Genomic DNA, 22,515 nt, shown 5'->3' with positions numbered 1-22,515 from the left:
AGTTGCAGTTCCATCTATATTTTTGTACTATTTTTAGGTACTGAATAGTTTTGGTTTGTTTGTTGGGTATGATAATGCTATTCTGATAAGGAAAAGGGCATTTCTTTTTCCTGATTGGATCGAGAGACCCCTTACATAACCTATTTTGTTAATTTATCTTAAAGGAGATTGATTCATATGGTAGAAAAAACATTTACAGTAACAGCAGAAACAGGAATTCACGCACGTCCAGCTACATTACTTGTACAAGCTGCAGGAAAATTCGATTCAGATATTAACCTTGCATATAAAGAGAAAAAAGTGAACCTTAAATCCATCATGGGCGTAATGTCCCTAGGTATTGGCAAAGATGCAGAAATCACGATCTCTGCTGAAGGAAGCGATGAAAACGATGCTCTAAATACACTAGCTGATACATTGAACAGAGAAGGACTAGCAGAATAATGTCCACTTTGATTAGTGGAATAGCAGCTTCAAATGGGATAGCCATCGCTAAAGCCTATCGCCTTACAGAGCCGGATTTAACGATCGAAAAAAGAAACATAGAAGACGTTCAGGCGGAAATATCCCGTTTTAAGGAAGCTATTCATAAGTCAACGGTTGAATTAGAGGTTATCAGGGATAAAGCCGAAAAAGATCTAGGGGCGGATAAAGCCGCTATTTTTGACGCGCACTTGCTCGTATTGGCAGATCCCGAGCTTATCAACCCGATTTCCGATAAAATACAATCCGATAAAGTCAATGCCGAGTTTTCTCTGAACGAGACAGCAAGCATGTTCATTACGATGTTCGAGCAAATGGATAATGAGTACATGAAGGAACGTGCGGCAGATATCCGCGACGTCACGAAGAGGGTACTGTCACATCTCTTAGGTGTCCATATCCCCAATCCGAGCTTGATTGCCGAAGAAGTGATCATCATTGCCGAGGATTTGACTCCTTCGGATACAGCTCAGCTGAATCCGGTTTACGTGAAAGGGTTTACGACCGATATTGGTGGACGTACATCCCATTCAGCCATCATGGCCCGTTCATTGGAGATTCCAGCTATCGTTGGCGCAAAAACAGTAACATCTTCCATTGAAAATGGAGATTTGGTCATCATAGACGGTTTAAAGGGTGAAGTTCATATCAATCCTACTCCGGAATTGGTGAAACGCTACGAAGAGGAACAAGTTGCCTATGCCAAGCAAAAGGCTGAGTGGGCCAAGCTGGTTCATGAACAAACGGCTACAAAAGATGGCCATCATGTTGAATTGGCTGCCAACATAGGGACGCCGAAAGACTTAGAAGGCGTACATCAAAACGGCGGTGAAGGAATAGGGTTATACCGTACCGAGTTCCTTTATATGGGCAGGAGTGACTTCCCTAGTGAAGAAGAACAGTTCGAGGCATACAAAGCGGTACTGGAAGGAATGTCAGGAAAGCCTGTAGTCGTCCGCACGCTTGATATTGGCGGAGACAAGGAACTGCCTTACTTAGAGCTCCCTAAGGAAATGAATCCTTTCCTTGGATACCGTGCGATTCGCCTTTGCCTTAATGAACAAGAGATATTCCGGACCCAGCTCCGTGCCCTTCTAAGAGCAAGCGTTCACGGGGATTTGAAAATCATGTTCCCGATGATTGCCACATTGGCTGAATTCCGCGATGCGAAAGCCGTTATGGCTGAAGTCAGACAGGAATTGCTTGATGGCGGTATTCAAGTTGCTGAAAACATTGAAGTCGGCATCATGGTTGAGATTCCTTCAACAGCCGTTATGGCGGACGTTTTTGCTAAGGAAGTCGATTTCTTCAGCATCGGTACCAATGACTTGATCCAATATACGATGGCTGCCGATAGAATGAATGAGAGAGTATCTTATTTATATCAACCATATAACCCAGCGATTTTACGTCTGGTCAAAATGGTCATCGATGCAGCTCATAAAGAAGGAAAATGGGCAGGAATGTGCGGAGAGATGGCTGGAGATGAAGTGGCCATCCCGATCCTGATCGGTCTTGGACTTGATGAATTTTCGATGAGTGCGACTTCGATTCTAAAAGCACGTTCGTTGATCAGCCAACTTTCGCTTGAAGATATGCAAAAACTATCTCAAGACGTTTTAGAGCTGGATACGAATGATAACGTGAAAGAAGCGGTTATCAATGCTTTGAAGTGATAAACCAATAGTGAAAAAAGGTGCCCCTTACCTGTTCAGGCTGGGGTACTGAACTGTCACTTTTTCTTTATCATTTTTAGGGAAATATGTTTATTGCAAAAAAATCGGGGTATATAAGAACCAAGCACAGTTGTTAGCTCTAAGCAGAGCAGCTGACATTCTCATTTCCCCCTTTGACGCCGGTTGGATTATCCAACCGGTCGTTTTTTTGAATTCATACATATGGGGGAACATGAAAAAGTGCTTGAAAATGATTATTCAGATTTTTCACTTTTTGATTATGACGATATAATGGAATTATATTTATATGGAGAATGGAGGATATGATATGGACTTAAAATTGGAACAGAAAAATGCTTTGATTTTAGCGTCAAGTCAAGGGTTGGGAAAAGCGATAGCGGAAGAGCTGGTTAAAGAAGGAGCAAATGTCATGCTCGCCAGCCGGGATGAAAACAAGCTCGCTGCCGTCCAAAAGGAATTGTCGCTGCTTGGCACCGGAAAAGTAACGTATGTGGCTACCGACATAACGGATGGAGAAGCTATCAAACGGTTGGTAAACCAAACTGCACTTGAGTTTGGGGGCATCGATATCCTGATCAATAACGCTGGAGGACCTCCTGGGGGGAGCTTTACCGATTTCAATGATGAAGAGTGGCAGCAGTCTTTTGAACTTAATTTACTAAGCTTCATCAGGACGATCCGTGAAAGCCTGCCACACCTGAAAAAACAGGGCGGAAAGATCGTTAATATTGCATCTTCATCCATAAAGGAACCTATTCCTGGATTGATATTATCAAATACATTCAGGACTGCAATCGTTGGATTGTCCAAGACATTAGCATCCGAATTGGCGCCAGACGGGATCTTGATCAATACAGTCGGACCCGGCAGGATCGCGACGGATCGCATTCAGCACCTGGACAAAATGAATGCAGACAAACTAGGGTTAACACAGGAGAAGATTACAGAACAATCGATCGGTAAGATCCCTCTCGGCCGTTATGGGGAACCGGAGGAATTCGCGAAGTTCGTTACATTCCTTGTTTCGGGTGCCAATACATATTTAACGGGCCAATCTTATTTAGTTGACGGAGGAATGGTTAAATCCATTTAAAGTATCATGAAGCAAAATGATTTGGAGGAAATTGCAGTGACACAATCAAACGAAACAATCGGATTCATCGGTCTAGGAGTTATGGGAAAAAGCATGGTTCGAAATCTTCTTAAAGCCGGATATGAGGTTCATGTGTATACAAGGACTAAAGAAAAAGCGGATGAACTGCTCTCAGAAGGAGCCATATGGGCCGCTGCCCCTAAGGAAATCGCTCGGAAAGCCGATTTGATCATCTCCATGGTAGGTTATCCAAGTGACGTGGAGGAAATTTACTTTGGAGAAGATGGACTTATCGAAAATGGGAGAGAAGGTACCTATTTAATCGATATGACGACCTCCACCCCATCTTTGGCAATGAAAATCGCCGAGGAAGCCAAGAAAAAAGGCATGGCTGCCTTGGATGCACCTGTATCCGGTGGCGATATTGGCGCACGCGATGCAAAGCTTACCATCATGGTTGGCGGGGAAAGCACCGCATTCGAAGCAGTCAAGACCATTTTTGGTAAAATGGGCAGCAATGTTGTCCATCAAGGTCCGGCTGGATCTGGCCAGCATACGAAAATGTGCAATCAAATTGCCATTGCTTCCAATATGATCGGAGTTACAGAAGCCATTTCTTATGCCAAGAAGGCGGGCTTGGACCCAGACCGCGTCCTGCAAAGCATTTCATCCGGATCTGCCGGAAGCTGGTCACTGTCCAATTTGGTGCCTCGTATGGTCCAAGGTGACTTTGAACCAGGCTTTTATATCAAGCATTTTATAAAAGATATGAAGATTGCCCTTGATGAAGCCGAAAGAATGGGAATGGACGCACCGGGATTAAGCTTGAGTAAATCCCTCTATGAAGATCTTGCGGAAGCTGGCGAGGAAAATAGCGGTACCCAGGCATTGTATAAACACTATAATTAAGTGCTAGCTTTTCTTTTTGATGAATAAGCTGATAGCGACAGCCTTTACAAAAAGGAGTGATCGTTATGGGCGAATTCGATGACATTCAGATGAAATTCCAGGAATTGGAGGATGGACGGTATATTGTCAGGATTGAAGGCTTTAAACGCGAAAAAACCATTCACCAAACAAAGCCCATTCGCTGGGACCTGAAATTAATGAATGAAAGTCCGCTAATCCTGCCGGTAAAGTTCAGTCATATTGAAACGAATGCCGGGTTCCAGATCCTGATGCGCGAATTGAAAAACTTAGGCTTTTCAAAGCCGCGGTCTGCGAAGGAATTTGAAGAAGTGATGGCTGATTTACTCGGATCGATCGTTGAAGTGAGCCTCACGACGACAAATAAGGAAGAAGGATACCGGGAAATTCGCTTTTTACGGAGATTATATTGATTACGATCTTGCATTCCCAGGAGCTTTTCAGGAGCTGGCATATAGATAGAAAGTTGAGGCCTTCAATCATCCATTCGATTGAAGGCCTCTTTTTTGTTAACTTTCAATCTAAAAAAGTCTCTATGCGATCCAAAGCCTTTTCCAGCGTTTCCATGGAATAGGCATAAGATAATCTGAAGTATCCTTCGCCGAGCGGAGAGAATGCATCTCCCGGGACTACAGCAACCTTTTCCTGTTTGACTAGGCTCAGGCAAAAGTCCAGCGAAGAGGAATACCCTTCAGGAAGTTTAATGAAGAAGTAAAAGGCACCATTCGGCTTGACTATTTCCAGCTTCATCGATTGCAAGCGCCTGTATACATATTCCCTTCTCCTTGCATATTCTTCCTTCATCGGAATGGCATCATCCTTGCCTGCGGTCAAGGCCGCCAAGGCCGCCCTCTGCGATATGGAAGCGGCACAGGTCACATTGTATTGGTGGACCTTCAAGAGGTGCTCAGAGATGGCCTTGGGGGCAAATAGAAGCCCAATCCTCCATCCGGTCATCGAATGGGACTTGGATAAGCCATTCAAGACGATGGTTTGTTCCTTCAGGAATGTGGCAATCGAAACATGCTCCTGATCAAATACGAGTTCGCTGTATATCTCATCGGCTAGAATGAAAATATCCTTCCCCCTGACAAGTTCCGCAATGTCCTGGAGTTCTCTGGCAGACAATGTCACCCCGGTTGGATTCGATGGATAAGGTAACACGATGCAACGAGTCTGGTCAGTTATGTATTTTTCGATGATATCCGCAGTCAGACGGAACCCATTTTGGGTTGTATCGGCATAAATCGGGGATGAACCGCACATTTTGATGATAGGTTCGTATCCTGGATATACCGGCCCTGGCAATATCACTTCATTTCCCGGGGTAAGGATCGTCCGGAATGTAATGTCGATCCCCTCACTGGCTCCTGATGTGACGATGACTTCATTCAACGGATCATAGGAAAGCTTGTATTTATCCATAACATATTCAGATGCTGCTTCTCGCAATTCAAGATAACCTGCATTGTGGGTATAAACCGTATGATCTTGATCGATGGCTTGTTTGGCCGCTTCTTTAATATGCATAGGAGTTGGAAAATCAGGCTGTCCAATCGTTAAAGAAATGGTCCCTTCGATTTCAGCGACCATATTGTAGAATTTGCGGATTCCTGATATTTGAACGTCTCTTACTAAAGGGTTAACTAAGTGTTCCATCTATGAATATCCTCCCTTTTCATACTTGATGAAATGATGTACTTCGTTTGACTGGTTCATCCTATTTTATCATTTAGTTTGGATGGGGGATAAATACTTTTTGCGATTCATGAATTAAAGGTATAATGAAAGATAAGAAAAAATTTGAGGGCTGATACATATGATTAGAACTTGCGCAATAACGTCCAACCAGGAAGTGACGTTCGATTTACCGCTATCTGATTTGAATGATTCGAATATAGAGTGGTTTTGGGTGGACTTTTCCAATCCTACAAATAAGGAAATCGAGCTATTATCCAACCATTTTCATTTTCATCCGCTGGCAATCGAAGACTGCCTCGATGACTTTAATCAACGTCCCAAGATGGATTTTTATGAGAACTATCAATTTCTTGTGCTTCATGCCCTGAGGCAGAAGGTATTCAGGGCGGTAGAGTTGGATATGTTTGTCGGGGAAAAATGGATCGTCACCTTCCATAAGGAAGATATGCTTGAGCTGGAAAAGGTATGGGAAGAAATTTCAGGTAATAAAATGCTGAAGCAAGGTCCCTTTTTCTTGATGCACAGAATCATCGACAGGATCGTCGATGAATTTTTCCCTCCCGTTTATAAAATGGAAAGCGAATTAGGGATCATCGAGGACAATACGGAAAATGAAACGATAAATGATTTGATGGATCAACTATTCGATTTGCGTACGGATATGTCCAGGCTTCGGCGGACCATTTTACCGATGCGCGATTTATTGTATAGGATGATTTCATCAGAGCGCTTGAATTATTTGAAGGACCAGCACCTTTATTTCAATGACGTATACGATCATCTTTTGAAGTTAACCGAAATGCTGGAATCCTATCGGGACTTTTCCTCCGATATCCGGGATAGTTATTTATCGGTGAACTCCAATAATATGAACTCGACGATGATGACCTTGACCGTCATCACGACCATTTTCATGCCGCTGACTTTCATAGTTGGTGTATATGGGATGAATTTTGAATTTATGCCCGAATTGACCTGGCATTATGGCTATTTCCTCATCCTTGGAATGATGGGCGGAATTGCCTTGATGATGTTTTTATACTTTGTTAAGAAAGGCTGGTTGAACCCAAGGAAAAAATCACGAAAGAACTGAAATTTAGCTTGATAGGACAGTCTTAGGGATATGTTCCTGAATACCAGCGATTCAAAAAGCACTTGGAGCGGATATCCAAAATTTGTGAATGAAAAAGAATTAAGAGTTTCAACTCCACCATGTTTTATCACGACATGACACGATTGGAGTCAAAGGTTCATGGCTGGAGTGAAAGGAACGAAGAGTGGGAGGTTCCCACTAGAAGTGCGAGCCCAGACTACAGCCCCAAAAGTGCCGACGAGGCTCCCGGACGAATTCGGATAAGCTTAGTGCCTGCAGTGAAATGAAACGATCAAAATGCAAATCCCTCCACTCGGAGGGATTTGAAGGTTTATCCCGTTTTGATGCAGAGCGCCGAAGCGGCCCGAGCGACCACCCGCACCAAAGCAAGTGCCTTGTGTTCCATGTGACAGTCATTTTTATAAGCCAATAAAAATCGGATAACCTCAATTATTTTTTTGCGAATTCTTTTTTTATCTATACTCTAAACAAAAGCCATAAATATCCGAATTATTAGGTATGAGCATTGATGAAAATCATCATGGTCCATTTGAAAGGCAGCTTTTGCTGCTTCGCCAAAGGTTTGGATTCATGGAGCGATAAAATGAAAAAAGCAAGAGAAGGGCGAGATGAACCAATGGAAGCAAATAAGGGGATATTATTGGAAAGTGGAACGAATGAGCTTGAGATAGTGGAATTCGGCATCGGCAAGAATAAATTCGGCATTAACGTAATCAAGGTGAAGGAAATCATTAATCCTGTTCCTATCACAGTTGTTCCCCATTCACATGCAAATGTGGAGGGAATCATTGAACTCCGGGGAGAGGTCCTGCCAGTTGTGAACGTGGCTGACGCGCTCGGGTTCCCTCCTTCTGCCACTCCTGAGCATGACAAATTCATTGTTGCGGAATTCAATCAGCAAAAAGTGGTTTTCCATGTACATACCGTGACACAGATACACCGTATTTCCTGGTCCCAAATCGAGAAGCCATCGGATATGTATCAAGGCCTTGAAAGTCAGATTATCGGAGTCATTAAGTTAAATAGCGAAATGTTATTGCTGCTCGACTTTGAAAAAATAGTGGTTGAAATCAATCCGGAATCAGGAATAAACATCCAACAGGTCAAGAAACTCGGTATCCGTCAAAACTCAGACAAGAGAATCCTGATCGCGGAAGATTCCCCATTACTTAGGAAGCTGTTGTTTGATACATTATCAGAGGCTGGTTTCAAGTACCTGGAGTTTTATGAAAATGGACTAGATGCGATTGGGTATTTAGAGAATTTGATCGAAGCAGGAAAAGACGTAACGGAAGAAGTGCAATTGGTGATTACCGATATCGAGATGCCCCAGATGGATGGCCATCACTTGACCCGGAGAATAAAGGAAAACAGTGAGCTCGCCGTATTGCCTGTGATCATTTTCTCTTCGTTGATTACGGATAGCCTGCGTCATAAAGGGCAAATGGTAGGAGCCGACGCCCAAATCAGCAAACCGGAAATAGCGGAGCTTGTAAAATTAATAGACAGATTCGTATTATAAGAATGAAAAACGAGCCGGGGAGGCAACACCTCACGGCCCGTTTGTATTTTCCAAGAATTATCCTTAATACTTGGAACCTTTTCCTAAAAAGGAGGATGGAAATGGATTGTGAAAAGGCTGCTTGACCGAATTTCGGCCATAAGCCTTTTTCTCGGTAGTGAGGTTAGGTTGTTTGTCACCGGCTTGTCCAACATAGGCTTGAAGGATTTGTTTTGCCTTGGATAAGGACAAAGCGGCTTTGGGATTGCGTATGGATGCTGCCCGGCTGCCGAGGTGGGGGAGTTTTTTCAAGTCTTCCTTAGTGGGAGGCAGATGAAAAACATACGATCCGCATTCGACAATGACATCGGATTGCTGCGCTGCAAAGCGAGGGTTATCAGAAAAATGCAAGCCGATCTTTTTTGCTTTGCCTTCTTGCATAAGCTTGCTTAATGCGAGCCGTTTTAAATGATATAAATTTTTAGGCTCCAACGCGGTCTTCGCATGTTTGTTAACGATAAACACGGCTTGGGCAAGGGAGTTAATCGAAAACTCATCCCTCTCAGAATGTCCCTTCGTTTCGTTCATTATGGAAACTCCTTTTCTTAATAAGGTTAGAAGGTATGATACATGGGTCCTTCAATAAATACCTGTATTCATATTGAGTGTAATAAAGATGCGGTGCGACTTGGGCTTATAGCCGCATGAAAAGGATGCTTGTACCTTTCTAGGGCAGGACAAATTTTACCAACACTTTACCATCTATGCTTTTCATATTATACCACTTCAAAATAGATAAGGAAGTAAATTTCAAATAGACAGTGTTTGGCCATACAAAAAGAAGGCGTTTCAGGACGCCTTCTGCCAATTTCTTATTGAGTGTATATGTTGATATTTTCAGAAACTCCTGCCTGTGCCTGTGCACCGAATTGTTGTGGATACCCCTGAAAGCCTTGATAAACAGGATAAGGAGGGTAAGCGTAAGCTGGCGGGTAAGGCGGGTAGGGAGGAGGATATGGCGGATAGGCTGGTGGGCGGTTATTGAATAACAATGGTCCCACTGCCAATCCCGCTACAAAAGCAACAGGTGCTAATAGAGGAAAGAACGGAAAAAATCGCTCGTCATTCCAATGTTCCGGTCCATATTCATTCCCATTCCTATATTCGTTTTGCAGCGTGAAGGATTGAGGATAGTAGTGGTAAGGCAAATACTGTGGTTGCATAATTGGCCTCCTTTCCTATAATTCTATACATAGTATGGATTTTTTTTAGAAAAGAGCCTGTTTCACCTCAATCTGTTATAATGAATCTACTTATGAAAAAAATCAGAGGTGACCGTAATGGATTTCCTTAAAAGCATTTTAGCCGTTGGATTCGGCGGGGCAGCGGGAGCAGTGTTGCGTTATACCGTAATCTTGGCGACCGCCCATACCTTCCTTCCATTGGGAACCCTCTTAATAAATATAGTAGGCAGCTTTTTACTTGGCATGATTAATGGCTATTTCGCCTCGAAAAGGAAATCGCTCGTTTTTTTAACTTTGGGCAGCGGGTTTTGTGGCGGCTTCACGACCATGTCGACATTCTCCCAAGAAACTGCCGATTTCCTGCAAACATCGGTGTTATATGCAGGAGTGTATGTGGGGGCCAGCGTTTCATTGGGCTTGCTTGCCGGTTTTCTCGGACTGGGCCTTTTCAATAGACAAAGAGGTGAAAGGCAATGAATCACCTTCTTTCAGTTTTTATCGGAGGTTTCTTTGGTTCAGCCTCAAGGTATGTTTTACAGATGATTTTTAATAGGCTAATGCCAGCAGGTTCGATCCCCATTAGTATTTTACTGATTAACCTGATAGGTTCTTTCGGTTTAGGGATTGCGTTTCCCCGGAAGGAAGCTTGGGACCCTTCTGTTCAAGTTTTCCTGACGATAGGTTTCCTGGGGGCGTTCACGACCTTTTCCACATTCAGTATGGAAACAATCGAACTTATAAGAAAATACCGTTGCATAGATAGCCTCATCTATGTAACGGTATCGATTTTAGGCTGTATCGGCGCTTTCCTATGTGGATATTTAATGTATGTATGACCTTCATGAAATTGGCCGATGTGGCTGGTAAAAAAATCTAAGTTTCTCATTTATCCTTCTAATGCTATAATTCATAAGAATTCATTACAAATGATAGGCAACAGCAAGTCATTCTCGTCGCACAGGTTTTGTTAATAAGTCTGGCGGCTTTCCCCTGTGTTCTTTTCTATTCCTTTCCGACCTTGAATTCGTATACGGTCAGCTCAGGGCGTGAGAGAAAACGATATGGAAGCCGGGTAGTGCCAAGCCCCCGATTGACATGTAACGTCAGTGAATCAAGTTCATATGTGCCTTCGCGATACTTTTCAGCATACGGAGGAGTGACAAGGGCACCGGCAAATGGAATCTGGACTTGACCTCCGTGACTGTGACCGCTTATTTGATACTGGATATTATAAGTCCTTGATATATCGGCCAGATCAGGGGCATGCGCGAGCATGATGGTGAATACTTCGTCTGGGATGCCGGCAAGGGCCTTTTCAAAATCCGGTTTCCCCAGCATGGCATCATCAACGCCAGAAATGAATATTTCTTCACCCGTCAATAAGGAAAGTTTGGTTGAGGTGTTTTGCAGCATGGTAAAATGAGATTCCTTCATGATATTGCTGTAAATCGTTGAGCCGTATCCGCCATGGTCATGGTTACCGTAAATGCAGAATTTTCCAAATGGTGCTTTGAGCTGATTCAAGACAGTGGGTATTTCCTGCTGGGAACCGTATTTATTAGGCTGGTCCATTAAATCGCCGGTAAATAAAATGACATCAGGATTCAGTTGATTGATCTTATTGACAACCGCTTGTAGATCCCTTAGCTGAAATTGAAAGCCTAAATGCGTATCACTGAATTGAATCATTTTCATGCCATTGAATCCTTTGGGGATAAGAGGGTGGCTGATGACCTTGTACTTGGTTTCTAACCATTTTGGCTCCAGATTATGGGCATAATAGTTTCCGCCTATGCCTAAACCGGTCAAGGCAGCCAAAGTACCAAAGCTTTTCTTTAAAAAAGTTCTTCTGGATATGGGTTTATTCAAATTAATCAACCTATCTGATTTAAAAATGTTACTTCCTCATACTAACAAACAATATACAAAATATGAAGAAAATATCTTCTTTACGCATATGAAAAATGGAACCCTATACGGTTTGAAATTGAACATCTATACGGAGGTAACATGATGACCGAACCATTGTTTATAACACTGATTATACTTCTATGCGCAATTGCGCTTTTTATACAAGCAAAATTTCGCGCAGACTTAATTGCGCTAAGTGCACTTTCCATACTCGGTCTCCTCGGGATACTTACATTGGATGAGCTTGTCGCTGGTTTTGCCAATCAAGTGGTGATCATGCTGGCTGGGTTATTCATCGTCGGTGCTGGCCTCTTGAATACAGGTATCGTGGAGAAGGCAGGAAACAAACTATTAGGTTTATGCGGGGGAAGTGAGTGGAAATCGCTGCTTATCGTCATGCTGACGGCTGGGATATTGAGTGCATTTTTAAGTGGGGCGGGCATTGTTTCCATTTTGCTTCCGCTCGTTATGAGCATGGCTTTACAACAAAAAACCAGCCCGACAAGATATTTATTGCCTCTTGCCTATGCAAGCAGCATTGGCGGGCTATTAACCCTTACCGGTACACCCTCCAATATGATCGTTGCTGACGTGCTGCAGCAAAACGGATTGGAGACTTTATCCTTTTTTGACTTTTCACCGATAGGCTTAATCGCATTTGCAGCCGGTTTATTCTTCATGCTGACACTTGGGCGCCTGCTGCTGCCGGAAAGAACGATTGCCGCTAACAATAGTGTCAAAGGTTTGTCGGCAGGCGAACTTGCCGGTATGTACAAAGTGTATGATCGATTGCACTACCTGCATATACCTGCAACTTCGGATATTGTCGGTGAAAGGCTGTCAGACTTGCAGCTTCCGATTCAATATGAATTGACTTTGATTGAAATCCAGCGGAAGCAGAAGGATAAGCAATTACCGCTGTTACAAAGGCAGCTTACCATTTCAGCCAGAGCGGATGAAGTGCTTCACCCTGACGATATCATATTGGTGTTCGGTGAAGAAGAAGCGGTTGAGAGATTGGCACTCAACTATGAACTGGAATTTAAACATTTCAATACGGAACAAATAAAAAAGCACTTTCTCAGCAGCAGATTTGGTTTGACGGAAATATTGATCGTTCCGAATTCCGATTATGAAAATCAAACATTGATCGATGTCCATTTCCGTGAGAAGTACCAATGCAATGTGCTGGCCATCAATCGTAATGGTGAATATATTCAAGCGGATGTCGGTACGGAGCGTCTGAAACCGGGTGATGCCATACTCATACATGGCGAATGGGAAAACATTGAGAGGATTTCCTCGGATTTGCAGGACGTCATCGTTATCGGAAGTACTTCGGAAGATGGCTCGCATATATACTCCAAAAGCAAAGCTTGGATTTCCGTGGGCATCACGGCATTGATGGTCATTCTTTTGTCGCTGGACTCGATACCTCCCGTGCTCTCAGTATTGACCGCTGCCTTGCTGATGATCATTACGGGCTGTGTCCGATCGATGGAAGATGCTTACCAAAAGATTAACTGGGAGCCTATCCTATTGATTGCGGCGATGTTCGGAATCACGACTGCATTGGATAATACGGGTGGGGTGAGAATGATCAGTGATTGGCTGGCAGTGCTGTTCAGCAATATCGGCCCACATGGTATACTGGCGGTGTTCTATCTGTTGACATTGATCCTTAGCCAATTCATCCCCTATGGGGCCGCCGTCGTGATCATGACGCCGATTGCGCTGACATCATCCGTTAACCTGGGGATTGACCCCATTCCTGTCTTCATCTGCCTTGCTGTCGCTGGGAGTTTGGCATTATCCACACCAAGGGTGGCAACGACCAACGCACTTGTCATGACAGCAGGGGATTACAAATATAAAGATTTTATCGTGATTGGGATTTCTATCCAGGTGTTCATCGGTGTCATCATGGTGATCACCATTCCATGGATCTTCCCATTTTGATGGATTTTGAGGCATTGCTCTATATAGGGACAATGCCTCTTCCATATGCTTATAAGCAAAGGGGATTAATTGGCGGAAAATGGAGTTATGCCTAAGGAATTAAAATTATTTATTATCAATATTAGAAACTAATGGTATAATTTTTGCATATTGGTGTTTTCGTAATTAGGGGGAAGATGCATCTTGGATACAGAAAAAATATTGAAAAATTTAGACAGGGTGACACCATTCTTTCAACCGATTTTCAGTGCAGATCAACATCAGGTAATCGGATATGAAATTTTAGGGCGTTATGAGGAACAATCGGAATATAAAAGCCTGGGTTCATTCTTTCATGATTCTTCAGTGCCTAAAGAGTATAGGGTGGAAGTGGATAATTACGTACTTGAAATAGCCTTGGAAAGAATAAAAGACTATGGGGAAGATTTTCTGATCTTCATTAACAGAGATCCGAATTTGCTCATGCTCGATCATGGCGAAGAATTCATGGAGATTTTACATCGTCATTTCCAGCCTGAGGAAATGCACAGGATTGTACTTGAACTATCAGACACGATCAGCCCGGAAAATTTTGATCCTTTACAGCATGTTCTTGCTTACTTTAAAACATATGGGATTAAAATAGCTTTCGATCATTTGGGTCAGGATACGAAATTGGATCAAATTGCGCAAATTTCTCCGAATATTTTAAAAGTTAATTTGGACCAGCTTCGCATTTCAGGTGGGGATGCCTATCAGGTCATCCTGTTTTCACTAAGCATGCTTGCACGAAAGATCGGTGCCAATTTACTATTTGAGAACATTGAGTCCGAATACCAGCTCCGCTTTGCCTGGAAGAACGGCGGACGATATTATCAAGGGTATTTCTTGGCCAAGCCCGAAGGTGAGTTCATCAATAAAGATTTACTTCGGGAAAAATTCCATCAAGAATGTCAGTCCTTCATTTCACTTGAAACGAAGAAGCTGGAAGCAGTATATCAAAAGACCTTGCAATTTAATGAAAATATGCAAACCTTTTTGAAGCAGCAAAAGCGATTTGGATCTCATGAAGAATTTCTCGGGACGATCGCGAAAAAGTTGGAGTCCATCTGTTTTCGACTTTACATTTGTGATGAAGAGGGGTATCAACGATCGCCGAATATCCTCCAAAAAAACGGGCAGTGGATCATCCAGCCGAGTTATCTCAATAAAAATTGGAGCTGGCGGCCTTATTTCCTCGAAAACATCGTAAAGATGCGCAATGAGAAAAAGGGGATTTTGTCTGATTTATATAGTGATATCGAAACAGGGGAGACCATAAGGACCTTTTCCTATCCGCTTAATAATAAGGAATACATTTTCTTCGATCTTTCTTATAGTTACCTATATGAAAATGATGCCCTTTTATAAAAAGGATTCATGTATATAAAAGCTTGAAATGTGTAAACCTAAGCAAAATGATGCGCTGGGAGGAGTCATATTTTGAGCACGTACATCTGGATTCTACTCATAGTCGTTACAGTCATGGCGTTATATCTTCTGTTTTATACATATTCTGTAGCCAGGGCACAAAAGGTCAAAGCCAGATATGATTCGACAATCGATGATTCAGTTAAAGAACATCCTTATTTGAAAAACCCGATATTCGTTTCTCTTATCGTTGGAACTCTTTTGGTTGCCGGTTTTATTTTCTACTATGCCTTTCAATGGTTATAAGAAGGAGATTTCATCATATGAAATCTTCTTTTTTTATGGCTGAGGATACAAATGGTCTTCATGACAATTTGTAGTTTCACTTTGTTCTGGACGGGTATTGAAAGAACATAGGCAGTAATCGGAACCAAATTATTCTATAGTGAGGGGATGATAGGAATGAGTAAATATGTAGTAGCATGTCTCGCCAGTATCCTTCTTTTTTTAGGCGGGGGGTTCACAGCTTCGGCAGAGGGGTTACATAGGGAGGAAGCACTTAACTTAGTAAAGGAAGCCGCAATGAGCCAGGGCTCGATAAGCGAGGAAGTAAGAACGAAAGAAGCGATAGATACCAAGCTCGAAAAACATTTCACAGATGATTTCATCAGGAAGTTTGTGAAAGCGAATGTAGTGAAAGTCGATGATGGGTATACTGCATTTGGATCGGACTTCGCGCCTTATTATATCCCATTTTTCAGCTACGATGAACATACTGAAGTTGTTTATGGGGACAATGGTGATCTCATGTATGTGCAGGAGGAGTTCAGGGGCACAGAGGACGGGCCGGTATTAAGCGGAAAACATGTTGAGTGCGTTACCTTGAAAAAAGAAAATGGCGTTTGGAAGGTAAAGGATGTAAGATATGAAAATGAAAAATTGAAATGAAAAAGTCTGGAGGGTGGCCCCTTCCAGACTTTTTGTTATATATTCAGTTCCTTTTTTATGGCATCAATTTCAAAGCCTATGATGGCCTTCCCATCGATGACGACCGTTGGTGTGGAATAAGCCCCATATTTATTCGTTAATTCTTTACGTGCATGTCCGTCTGCTTTAATATCTTTTTCATTATACACGACATTATTATCATCAAAAAACATTTTCATGATTTTGCAGGGAGGGCAATCAGGTTGGGTATAAAGCGTGACGTCTTTCATTTCATTCCTCCATGTATGTGCTATAGGTAAGGTTCACTCTTTCATTATAGGTAATCCCGAGCCATTTGGATAGGAAAAAAACTTCAGCAATCTACTTATTCTGCTCCTGCTTCATCAGATAGTCTATCAATCCCATGGAACTGACATTCAGGTCCATGGATATGATATCGAAAACAGGGTGGTTTATGCTTATCCCCTTTTCCTCCAAATGAGCTGCCACTACCTTGAAAATATTTTTACTGGTTGCTGCGACCCTTTCCTCGAAGGCAGCATACTCCCGGAATGCCGATTTTGCCGTCTCGACAAAAATAGGCAGCCAGTACTGAAGTTGCCTATATACTTCCTTAGGGTTTTCCGATACCCCGTAATGGCCGAAATATATTCGCTCCACGCCGACGCTTTCATACAATTCTGCTGCAGCCAGCATGGCTTCGGGGTTAAATTGATTTGGTGATGTGGATGGTAAGTGAAATTCCACCCCCTCCTCATCGAGTTCACGGTAATAGATGCCAATCGTGTCACCAGAAAACATCCCTTTTGACATGGAATCGAAAATGCTCATATGATGGTTTGCATGGCCCGGGGTGTCATAAAAAGTCAGCGTCGAGTTATCACCGATTTGTAAGGTTTCCCTATCATGTTTCCCTATCATCCTTTCGGGGGGAATGGGCAGGATCGGATCGAAAAGCTTATTGAAGTCTTCCCCATAAACCGCTTTAGCTCCGGCTATCAAACGTGTAGGATCTTCTAAGTGCCGTATACCTTTTGGGTGGACGATCACTTTGGCATTCGGGCAATGTTGTAAAAAAAGTCCGGCACCGCCTGCATGGTCCAAATGAATATGGGTAAGAATGATATATGTAACATCCTCGGGGGCTATGTCAAGTTCAGCGAGCCCCTTGAGTAAGTGTGGGATGGAGGGACTGGCGGAAGTTTCTACTAACGTGATATCCGTATCGGCAATTACATATGTTCCCGTTCGATTTCTTCTATCCAGATCAAAACCATCAATTAAAGAAATGCGATAACCAAGTTCACTAATGTTTTGCAATCGAATCTACCTCCAGAAAATTTTTCATGTACAAAATCCATTCCTTATTTTATGCTGTTAATAGTGTCATGTAAAGAATGAAGTTTTAAATTATTCTGAATTTATTTCAGCGTGGCTACTGGATAGAAAAGTATGGTATAGTGAAACCTATCGAAAAGGTTTTATTCAGAAAGGAGAGGGAGTATGTCTCAATTACAGGGCATCCTTACCAGATTGAAAAGTCTTCAAGAGCAAGCGAAGGAATCTGAATCTGCTCAACGTTTTTTTGAAATAGATGGTGTGAAAAAGTGCCAGGTTACATATTTCAGCAAAACAGAAATGTTCGAGCTTGAAGTATACAGTGATAAAGGGAAATCATCGAAATATCAATTCGATAATATCGATATGATTACCATTGAAATCTTTGATCTTCTTCAATCTTAAAAAAACATGAAAAAGCTGGCTTCCACTTGGAAGAGGCTTTCAGACCGTAGATAAGCTCCAGATTAATGGAGGTTGTCTACGGTTTTTTGTTTTTTGCTATTGGTCGTCGAAAACAAAGATAGAATCTCCATTGCATTTTTGATGGTTTGTACGATGAACGTTTCATTGCACTACAGAACTCCTTTATCCAGAGGCGGTCCTTGAGCCTCCTGGGCTTTTAGCCTGCGGGGTCTCAAGTAGACACGCATTTCCCGCAGGAGTCTCGCACCTTCCGTTTCATTCCACTCTGTGTGAAAACGAAAATTGAAGGGCGTTGCCTTTAGTTTTGTTGATTTGTAAAAAGACCGCTTCATTCCATTTTGCGTGAAGACAAAGAGGTAATCCCGATTGTCCATATGTAGCTGGAGAGAAAAGGGACAAAAAGCATGTGAAAAGTGCGATTTTTATGAGAACCTGCCTCAAATTCGATGAAAAGCCCAAACTCGCGAGTAAAAGCAAGAAACTGGCGAGAGCTGACTTCCGATTAGAAAAGGTGTTTTATTGTAGAGGCGAACACGTTTCGCTTTTTGAATGAAGAAGTGCTTTTTACGACATCTTATTAATTGGAGGGATGTAAATGAAGAGTCCAATCGTATTATGCCCTGTTTGCGGTGAGAAACGGGAAATGGAAAATGTATTGACGGCACAGTCCAACCAAAATGTCATTTATCAATGTCCTGAATGCGGTTACAAAAAGGCAAACATCAAAACTAGTAAGGGCTAAGGATTTCAAGGGAAAATCCCGCAGTTTGGGATTTTATTGCTCTGGGAATGAGCCTTTTCAGCTTACATATGTTAAACTAAAAGGAGAGCTGTATATAAAAACATATGGTAAGGGGTTTTAACATGATCGGTACTCATGATGGGGATTTATTGGAATCCAGCGTTAAAGATTTGATGATTTCTTCTGAACGCGTGGCCCACGTGCAGGTAACCAATAATTTAGAACATGCACTATTGGTATTGACAAAGAGCGGTTATACGGCCATTCCTGTGTTAGATCCGATGTATAAGCTGCATGGCTTGATTAGCACACCAGTCATTCTTGATTCAATCTTGGGACTGGAACGAATCGAATTCGATAATCTTGAGAATAAAAAAGTTTCAGAAATAATGAATATAGACATACCTCGCTTGCATATTGAGGATACACTGACCAAGGGTGTGGAATTGTTAATAGATCATCCGTTTGTCTGTGTAGAAAATGACGAACATGTATTTGAAGGAATCTTGACAAGAAGAGCGATCTTGAAAAAGGTATTCAAACAAAGTTCACCTGAATAAGTTCGGCTGCGCATTATGGTTCCTTCAGAACTCGCCAATTGGCGAGTTTTCTTGTTTAACTTGAACCGAAATCAATACATATTGGGAAAGGATGCGAAAATTGGGGAAAACAGCGGATCGTTCGAAAAAACAGCATAAACCATTGAAACGTCCCTTCATATTGACTGCCATCATGCTGGCAATGTTCATGAACGCCATAGAAGGGACGATCGTATCGACGGCAATGCCGGCCATTGTAAGTGATTTAGGCGGTTTTTCCTTATACAGCTGGGTGTTTTCAGGTTATTTGTTAATGAATGCCGTGACGGTCTTGATATATGGAAAGCTTTCCGATATTCTCGGGAGAAAACCGGTTTTATTATTTGGAATTACTGTATTCTTAATAGGCTCGCTTCTTTGCGGCTTTGCAAATAGTATGACTGAGCTCATCATTTATCGCTTTATACAAGGCTTTGGCGCGGGTGCTGTAGCTCCGGTTGCTTCAACGATCATTGGGGATATCTATAAAAATGAAGAACGGGCACGCGTTCAAGGATATCTATCCAGTGTATGGGGCATTTCGGCGGTCATGGGACCTGCCTTGGGCGGCTTGCTTGTTGAAAACCTGACCTGGAAACTGGTTTTCTGGGTGAATATCCCCCTTGGAATATTATCTTTTATTGGAATATGGTTTTTCCTTCATGAAAATATCGAAAAGAAAAAACGGGATATCGATTACTTGGGAGCAGCCTTATTGACTTTATCCATCTCCACTTTCATGCTGATCCTTGTAGAAGGAGGAGTGAAATGGTCATGGGCATCGGTACCGATCATTTCCCTAGCCATTGTGGCCTTGCTTGCCTTCAGCTTATTCATTCTTCAGGAAAAGCGGGCAGCGGAGCCGATGATGCCGTTTGAAATCTGGCAGGAGCGCTCCATCTTGATAGCGAATCTTGTATCCCTTACGACAGGGGTCATGATGATTGGTTTGTCGAGCTTTCTTCCGACCTTCGTACAAGGAGTGATGGAACGTTCGCCAACGGTGGCAGGTTTTACCTTGACCGCCATGTCGATAGGCTGGCCGATTGCATCCATGGTTTCAGGTTGGCTCTTGATGAAAATAGGCTTCAAGGCGACTTCTCTCCTTGGAGGGAGTTCCTTGATCATAGGAAGCTTGATCCTGGTCTTGATGAAGCCTGAAGCAGGCCCGCTCCTGGCAGCGTTTGGTTCGTTCTTTGTCGGGGTGGGGATGGGCCTGACTTCGACTTCATTCATTGTCGTCATTCAAAAAACAGTCAGCTGGGAACGGCGCGGGATTGCTACAGCATCCAATATGTTCATGCGTAATCTAGGCAATACTGTAGGCGCTGCCTTACTTGGAGGAGTCATGAATACCAGACTTCATGACTATTTAAGAGGACATGCACCAAAAGGGACGGAAGTGACGATCGATACCGCCAATAAGTTATTAAACAGTGAAGAAAGGGAGTTGCTTCCTGATGCTGTCGTGAAGGTCCTGCAGGAGGGACTCACATTGTCGCTGCACACGATTTATCTAATCGTTCTCGCCTTCTCTGCAGTTAGCTTCATATTGCTTACGAGACTAAGGAAGAACGGATAGTCATATAAAGCAAAGGCAGTCTCGTTCATGAGGTGGCCTTTGCTTTTTTCGTTAAGGAAAGGCAACGCGGATAATCAATTGAAGCAGCAAGGCAATCGTGACTCCATGTAAAATGAACTTCAGCTGACGGGTTGAGATTTTTTGGGCGACACGAACGGCTAGCTGCGAGCCGATCAGTGACCCAATGGTATAGTAAGTGGCAATCTCCCAGGCAATGTTCCCTGCAAGGAAATAGGTGATGAATGCAGCTGTGCAGCTTATGAAAGTTTGGAATCTAGTAAAGGCGAGGGATTGAAGGTATGTGGCGCCATTTCTTAAAAAGGTATACATAAGCATGGTTGCCTGTCCTGGACCGAACATCCCATCGTAAACACTGATCCCGAATAAAGAAGGGTACGCTTTTTTAGGCAGCTGCCAAATTGATCCCGATTCCGGCTTTGGCTTCTTGATGAAATTCATCACCAAGGCAATCGTCAAGAGGCAGATGGCCAATTTTTTCAGAAAAGGAATTAGCAAGAAGGCCGCCACAGAAGCCGCCAAATAAGGCAAATGGGATTAACTTGAGTGCATCCGCCACTTTTAGCTGTTTTTTCTTCAATAAGATATAAAAACTCGAAAATGAGGAAAACATATTGGAAAATTTGACTGAGCCAATGACTTGGTGAATCGGGAAGCCTATCAAAAGGAGGGAAGGCATGCCGATAAGGCCTCCGCTGCCAGCCAAGGTGCCTACGAATGAGGCGGCAAAACTGATGACCAGCAATAAAATGATCGTCAATGGATATCACTCCGTTTCTTTTCCCTTGTATTATAAGCGGACTTTGTTGATAATTACATGTAAATAATTTTAATCATCATGATAAGAAATAATTATCAAGAGGTTGGTGTGTATGTCATTTTCAGAATTTCATCTATTATCCGTGCTAGCTCAGGAAATGAATATGAGAAAAGCGGCTGAGCGGTTGTTTGTTTCCCAACCGGCGTTATCTCAGCGTTTACAATCAATAGAAAAGGATTGGGGCTCGAAACTGTTTCTCCGTTCACAAAAAGGACTATCCCTGACGCCTGCAGGGGAAGCGGTGATCCGATTGGCCAATGAAGTGATCGAAAAAGAAGAAAAGGTAAGGGAAAGTATCCAGGCAATGGATCATGAAGTGTATGGCACATTGAAAATAGCCTGCGCCTCGATCGTCGGCCAAAATTGGCTGCCTCAAGTCTTGAAAAAATTCGTCCAAAAATACCCTTATGCCAAAATCTCGCTAATCACCGGATGGAGCAGTGAGATTTTAAAGTCTTTATATGAGGGGCAAGTGCATATTGGCATCATCAGGGGAGCACCAGATTGGAAAGGAATCAAACAGCACTTATTTACCGATATGCTCTATTTGGTTGATACCGAAATGAAGGAATTGAATCAAGTGTTCGAAACGGACCGCCCGTTCATTCAGTTTAAAAGTGATTCCAATTATTATCAGGAAATTCAGGACTGGTGGCATCGGCAATTTAAAACGACACCAAAAAACACCATAGTCGTCGACCAAATTGAAACATGTAAGCAAATGGTGTTCAATGGAATAGGGTATGCCATTTTGCCGGCCATCACGTTACATGATAAGGATACGAATGTGTTCAAGATCCCGCTTTTGGATGGGCATAACCATTCGATTGAAAGAGATACATGGCTTTGCGGATATGAATCTGCTTTCCAGCTAAAGCAAGTCCAAGCGTTCACTGAAGTGGTGAAGGAACATATTCGTGAACAAGGCATGATATGAATCAGCTAAAGCCAAGATAGGGCCGAATAATAAATTGGAGTGACATTCAGCTTGTCTTGCCAGCAGTTGTCTGGTAAATTTAAGACGAGTAATGATACATATTTAGG

The 22,515-nt window shown here is 42.7% G+C and carries 24 protein-coding genes and 1 pseudogene; 18 read left to right on the top strand and 7 right to left on the bottom strand.

Going from position 1 to position 22,515, the window contains the following annotated elements; genetic code table 11:
- Nucleotides 1-177 precede the first annotated feature (177 nt).
- The 5 genes from AS888_RS21565 (at nucleotide 178) to AS888_RS21545 (ending at nucleotide 4,613) form a co-directional block, all read left to right on the top strand.
- A complete protein-coding gene (locus AS888_RS21565; protein WP_061144140.1) occupies nucleotides 178-444 on the top strand; it encodes a phosphocarrier protein HPr in 267 nt (88 codons plus the stop codon).
- The gene (ptsP, locus tag AS888_RS21560) at nucleotides 444-2,159 is read left to right on the top strand and encodes a phosphoenolpyruvate--protein phosphotransferase (RefSeq protein WP_061144139.1); all 1,716 of its coding nucleotides are present in this window, start codon (nucleotides 444-446) and stop codon (nucleotides 2,157-2,159) included. Before AS888_RS21565 ends, ptsP begins: the two co-directional genes overlap by 1 nt.
- A gap of 328 nt (nucleotides 2,160-2,487) precedes the next feature.
- Nucleotides 2,488-3,273, top strand: a complete 786-nt coding sequence (locus AS888_RS21555) for an SDR family oxidoreductase (RefSeq protein ID WP_061144138.1) — start codon at nucleotides 2,488-2,490, stop codon at nucleotides 3,271-3,273.
- Between the two features lie 6 nt (nucleotides 3,274-3,279).
- Nucleotides 3,280-4,182, top strand: a complete 903-nt coding sequence (locus AS888_RS21550; protein WP_061144137.1) for an NAD(P)-dependent oxidoreductase — start codon at nucleotides 3,280-3,282, stop codon at nucleotides 4,180-4,182.
- 65 nt (nucleotides 4,183-4,247) lie between these two features.
- Nucleotides 4,248-4,613: a hypothetical protein gene (locus AS888_RS21545; RefSeq protein ID WP_061144136.1), complete on the top strand. Its 366-nt coding sequence runs from the start codon at nucleotides 4,248-4,250 to the stop codon at nucleotides 4,611-4,613.
- Between the two features lie 103 nt (nucleotides 4,614-4,716).
- Here AS888_RS21545 and AS888_RS21540 read toward each other — a convergent pair whose 3' ends face one another.
- Complete coding sequence (locus AS888_RS21540; RefSeq protein ID WP_061144135.1) at nucleotides 4,717-5,859, bottom strand: aminotransferase A; 1,143 nt, start codon at nucleotides 5,857-5,859, stop codon at nucleotides 4,717-4,719.
- Nucleotides 5,860-6,019: 160 nt separating this feature from the next.
- Between AS888_RS21540 and corA the strand changes: the two genes are divergently transcribed.
- Complete coding sequence (gene corA / locus AS888_RS21535) at nucleotides 6,020-6,994, top strand: magnesium/cobalt transporter CorA (RefSeq protein ID WP_061144134.1); 975 nt, start codon at nucleotides 6,020-6,022, stop codon at nucleotides 6,992-6,994.
- A 637-nt stretch (nucleotides 6,995-7,631) separates the two neighbouring features.
- On the top strand, nucleotides 7,632-8,537 hold the full coding sequence (locus AS888_RS21530) for a chemotaxis protein (RefSeq protein ID WP_061144163.1): 906 nt from the start codon (nucleotides 7,632-7,634) through the stop codon (nucleotides 8,535-8,537).
- A 63-nt stretch (nucleotides 8,538-8,600) separates the two neighbouring features.
- Here the strand turns inward: AS888_RS21530 and AS888_RS21525 are convergent, their stop codons facing one another.
- Together AS888_RS21525 and AS888_RS26210 are read right to left on the bottom strand one after the other, a co-directional pair.
- Nucleotides 8,601-9,104 (bottom strand): YkyB family protein, encoded by a 504-nt coding sequence (locus AS888_RS21525; protein ID WP_061144133.1) that lies wholly within the window; start codon nucleotides 9,102-9,104, stop codon nucleotides 8,601-8,603.
- Nucleotides 9,105-9,388: 284 nt separating this feature from the next.
- Nucleotides 9,389-9,691: a penicillin-binding protein gene (locus AS888_RS26210; protein WP_397252346.1), complete on the bottom strand. Its 303-nt coding sequence runs from the start codon at nucleotides 9,689-9,691 to the stop codon at nucleotides 9,389-9,391.
- A gap of 165 nt (nucleotides 9,692-9,856) precedes the next feature.
- Here AS888_RS26210 and AS888_RS21515 point away from each other — a divergent pair, with 165 nt between their 5' ends.
- The gene (locus AS888_RS21515; protein WP_061144132.1) at nucleotides 9,857-10,237 is read left to right on the top strand and encodes a fluoride efflux transporter FluC; all 381 of its coding nucleotides are present in this window, start codon (nucleotides 9,857-9,859) and stop codon (nucleotides 10,235-10,237) included.
- Nucleotides 10,234-10,596, top strand: a complete 363-nt coding sequence (gene crcB / locus AS888_RS21510) for a fluoride efflux transporter CrcB (protein ID WP_061144131.1) — start codon at nucleotides 10,234-10,236, stop codon at nucleotides 10,594-10,596. The genes AS888_RS21515 and crcB overlap by 4 nt, the downstream gene beginning before the upstream one ends.
- Before the next feature lie 166 nt (nucleotides 10,597-10,762).
- Here crcB and AS888_RS21505 read toward each other — a convergent pair whose 3' ends face one another.
- The gene (locus tag AS888_RS21505) at nucleotides 10,763-11,629 is read right to left on the bottom strand and encodes a metallophosphoesterase (RefSeq protein WP_061144130.1); all 867 of its coding nucleotides are present in this window, start codon (nucleotides 11,627-11,629) and stop codon (nucleotides 10,763-10,765) included.
- Between the two features lie 144 nt (nucleotides 11,630-11,773).
- Here AS888_RS21505 and AS888_RS21500 point away from each other — a divergent pair, with 144 nt between their 5' ends.
- The 4 genes from AS888_RS21500 (at nucleotide 11,774) to AS888_RS21485 (ending at nucleotide 15,967) form a co-directional block, all read left to right on the top strand.
- On the top strand, nucleotides 11,774-13,630 hold the full coding sequence (locus tag AS888_RS21500; protein WP_260320328.1) for an SLC13 family permease: 1,857 nt from the start codon (nucleotides 11,774-11,776) through the stop codon (nucleotides 13,628-13,630).
- A gap of 180 nt (nucleotides 13,631-13,810) precedes the next feature.
- A complete protein-coding gene (locus tag AS888_RS21495; RefSeq protein WP_260320330.1) occupies nucleotides 13,811-15,019 on the top strand; it encodes an EAL domain-containing protein in 1,209 nt (402 codons plus the stop codon).
- 72 nt (nucleotides 15,020-15,091) lie between these two features.
- On the top strand, nucleotides 15,092-15,325 hold the full coding sequence (locus tag AS888_RS21490) for a hypothetical protein (protein ID WP_061144127.1): 234 nt from the start codon (nucleotides 15,092-15,094) through the stop codon (nucleotides 15,323-15,325).
- 156 nt (nucleotides 15,326-15,481) lie between these two features.
- Nucleotides 15,482-15,967, top strand: a complete 486-nt coding sequence (locus AS888_RS21485) for a DUF3993 domain-containing protein (protein WP_061144126.1) — start codon at nucleotides 15,482-15,484, stop codon at nucleotides 15,965-15,967.
- A 35-nt stretch (nucleotides 15,968-16,002) separates the two neighbouring features.
- Here AS888_RS21485 and AS888_RS21480 read toward each other — a convergent pair whose 3' ends face one another.
- A complete protein-coding gene (locus AS888_RS21480) occupies nucleotides 16,003-16,236 on the bottom strand; it encodes a glutaredoxin family protein (RefSeq protein ID WP_061144125.1) in 234 nt (77 codons plus the stop codon).
- A 91-nt stretch (nucleotides 16,237-16,327) separates the two neighbouring features.
- Nucleotides 16,328-17,287, bottom strand: coding sequence for an MBL fold metallo-hydrolase (locus AS888_RS21475; RefSeq protein ID WP_061144124.1), 960 nt, complete (start codon nucleotides 17,285-17,287; stop codon nucleotides 16,328-16,330).
- 183 nt (nucleotides 17,288-17,470) lie between these two features.
- On the opposite strand from AS888_RS21475, the gene AS888_RS21470 reads away from it, so the two are divergent.
- The 4 genes from AS888_RS21470 to AS888_RS21460 all read left to right on the top strand — a co-directional run bounded on the left by AS888_RS21470 (nucleotide 17,471) and on the right by AS888_RS21460 (nucleotide 20,633).
- Nucleotides 17,471-17,710 carry a YkuJ family protein gene (locus tag AS888_RS21470; protein WP_034314086.1) on the top strand — a complete coding sequence of 80 codons (240 nt, stop codon included), beginning with the start codon at nucleotides 17,471-17,473 and terminating at the stop codon, nucleotides 17,708-17,710.
- Nucleotides 17,711-18,326: 616 nt separating this feature from the next.
- On the top strand, nucleotides 18,327-18,473 hold the full coding sequence (locus tag AS888_RS26205; protein WP_185113148.1) for a hypothetical protein: 147 nt from the start codon (nucleotides 18,327-18,329) through the stop codon (nucleotides 18,471-18,473).
- Nucleotides 18,474-18,595: 122 nt separating this feature from the next.
- Entirely contained in the window at nucleotides 18,596-19,033 is a 438-nt protein-coding gene (cbpB, locus tag AS888_RS21465; RefSeq protein WP_061144123.1) for a cyclic-di-AMP-binding protein CbpB, read from the top strand.
- A gap of 91 nt (nucleotides 19,034-19,124) precedes the next feature.
- Entirely contained in the window at nucleotides 19,125-20,633 is a 1,509-nt protein-coding gene (locus AS888_RS21460) for an MDR family MFS transporter (protein ID WP_061144122.1), read from the top strand.
- A gap of 51 nt (nucleotides 20,634-20,684) precedes the next feature.
- Here AS888_RS21460 and AS888_RS21455 read toward each other — a convergent pair.
- Nucleotides 20,685-21,357, bottom strand: a pseudogene (locus AS888_RS21455) (sulfite exporter TauE/SafE family protein).
- 166 nt (nucleotides 21,358-21,523) lie between these two features.
- Between AS888_RS21455 and AS888_RS21450 the strand changes: the two are divergent.
- Nucleotides 21,524-22,408 (top strand): LysR family transcriptional regulator, encoded by an 885-nt coding sequence (locus AS888_RS21450; protein ID WP_061144121.1) that lies wholly within the window; start codon nucleotides 21,524-21,526, stop codon nucleotides 22,406-22,408.
- Nucleotides 22,409-22,515: the final 107 nt, after the last annotated feature.

Source organism: Peribacillus simplex (assembly GCF_001542915.1).
In the GTDB taxonomy this organism is placed as follows: domain Bacteria; phylum Bacillota; class Bacilli; order Bacillales; family DSM-1321; genus Peribacillus; species Peribacillus simplex_B.
Note: the sequence above shows the minus strand (reverse complement) of the source record. Positions and strands in the feature narration are given on the sequence as shown.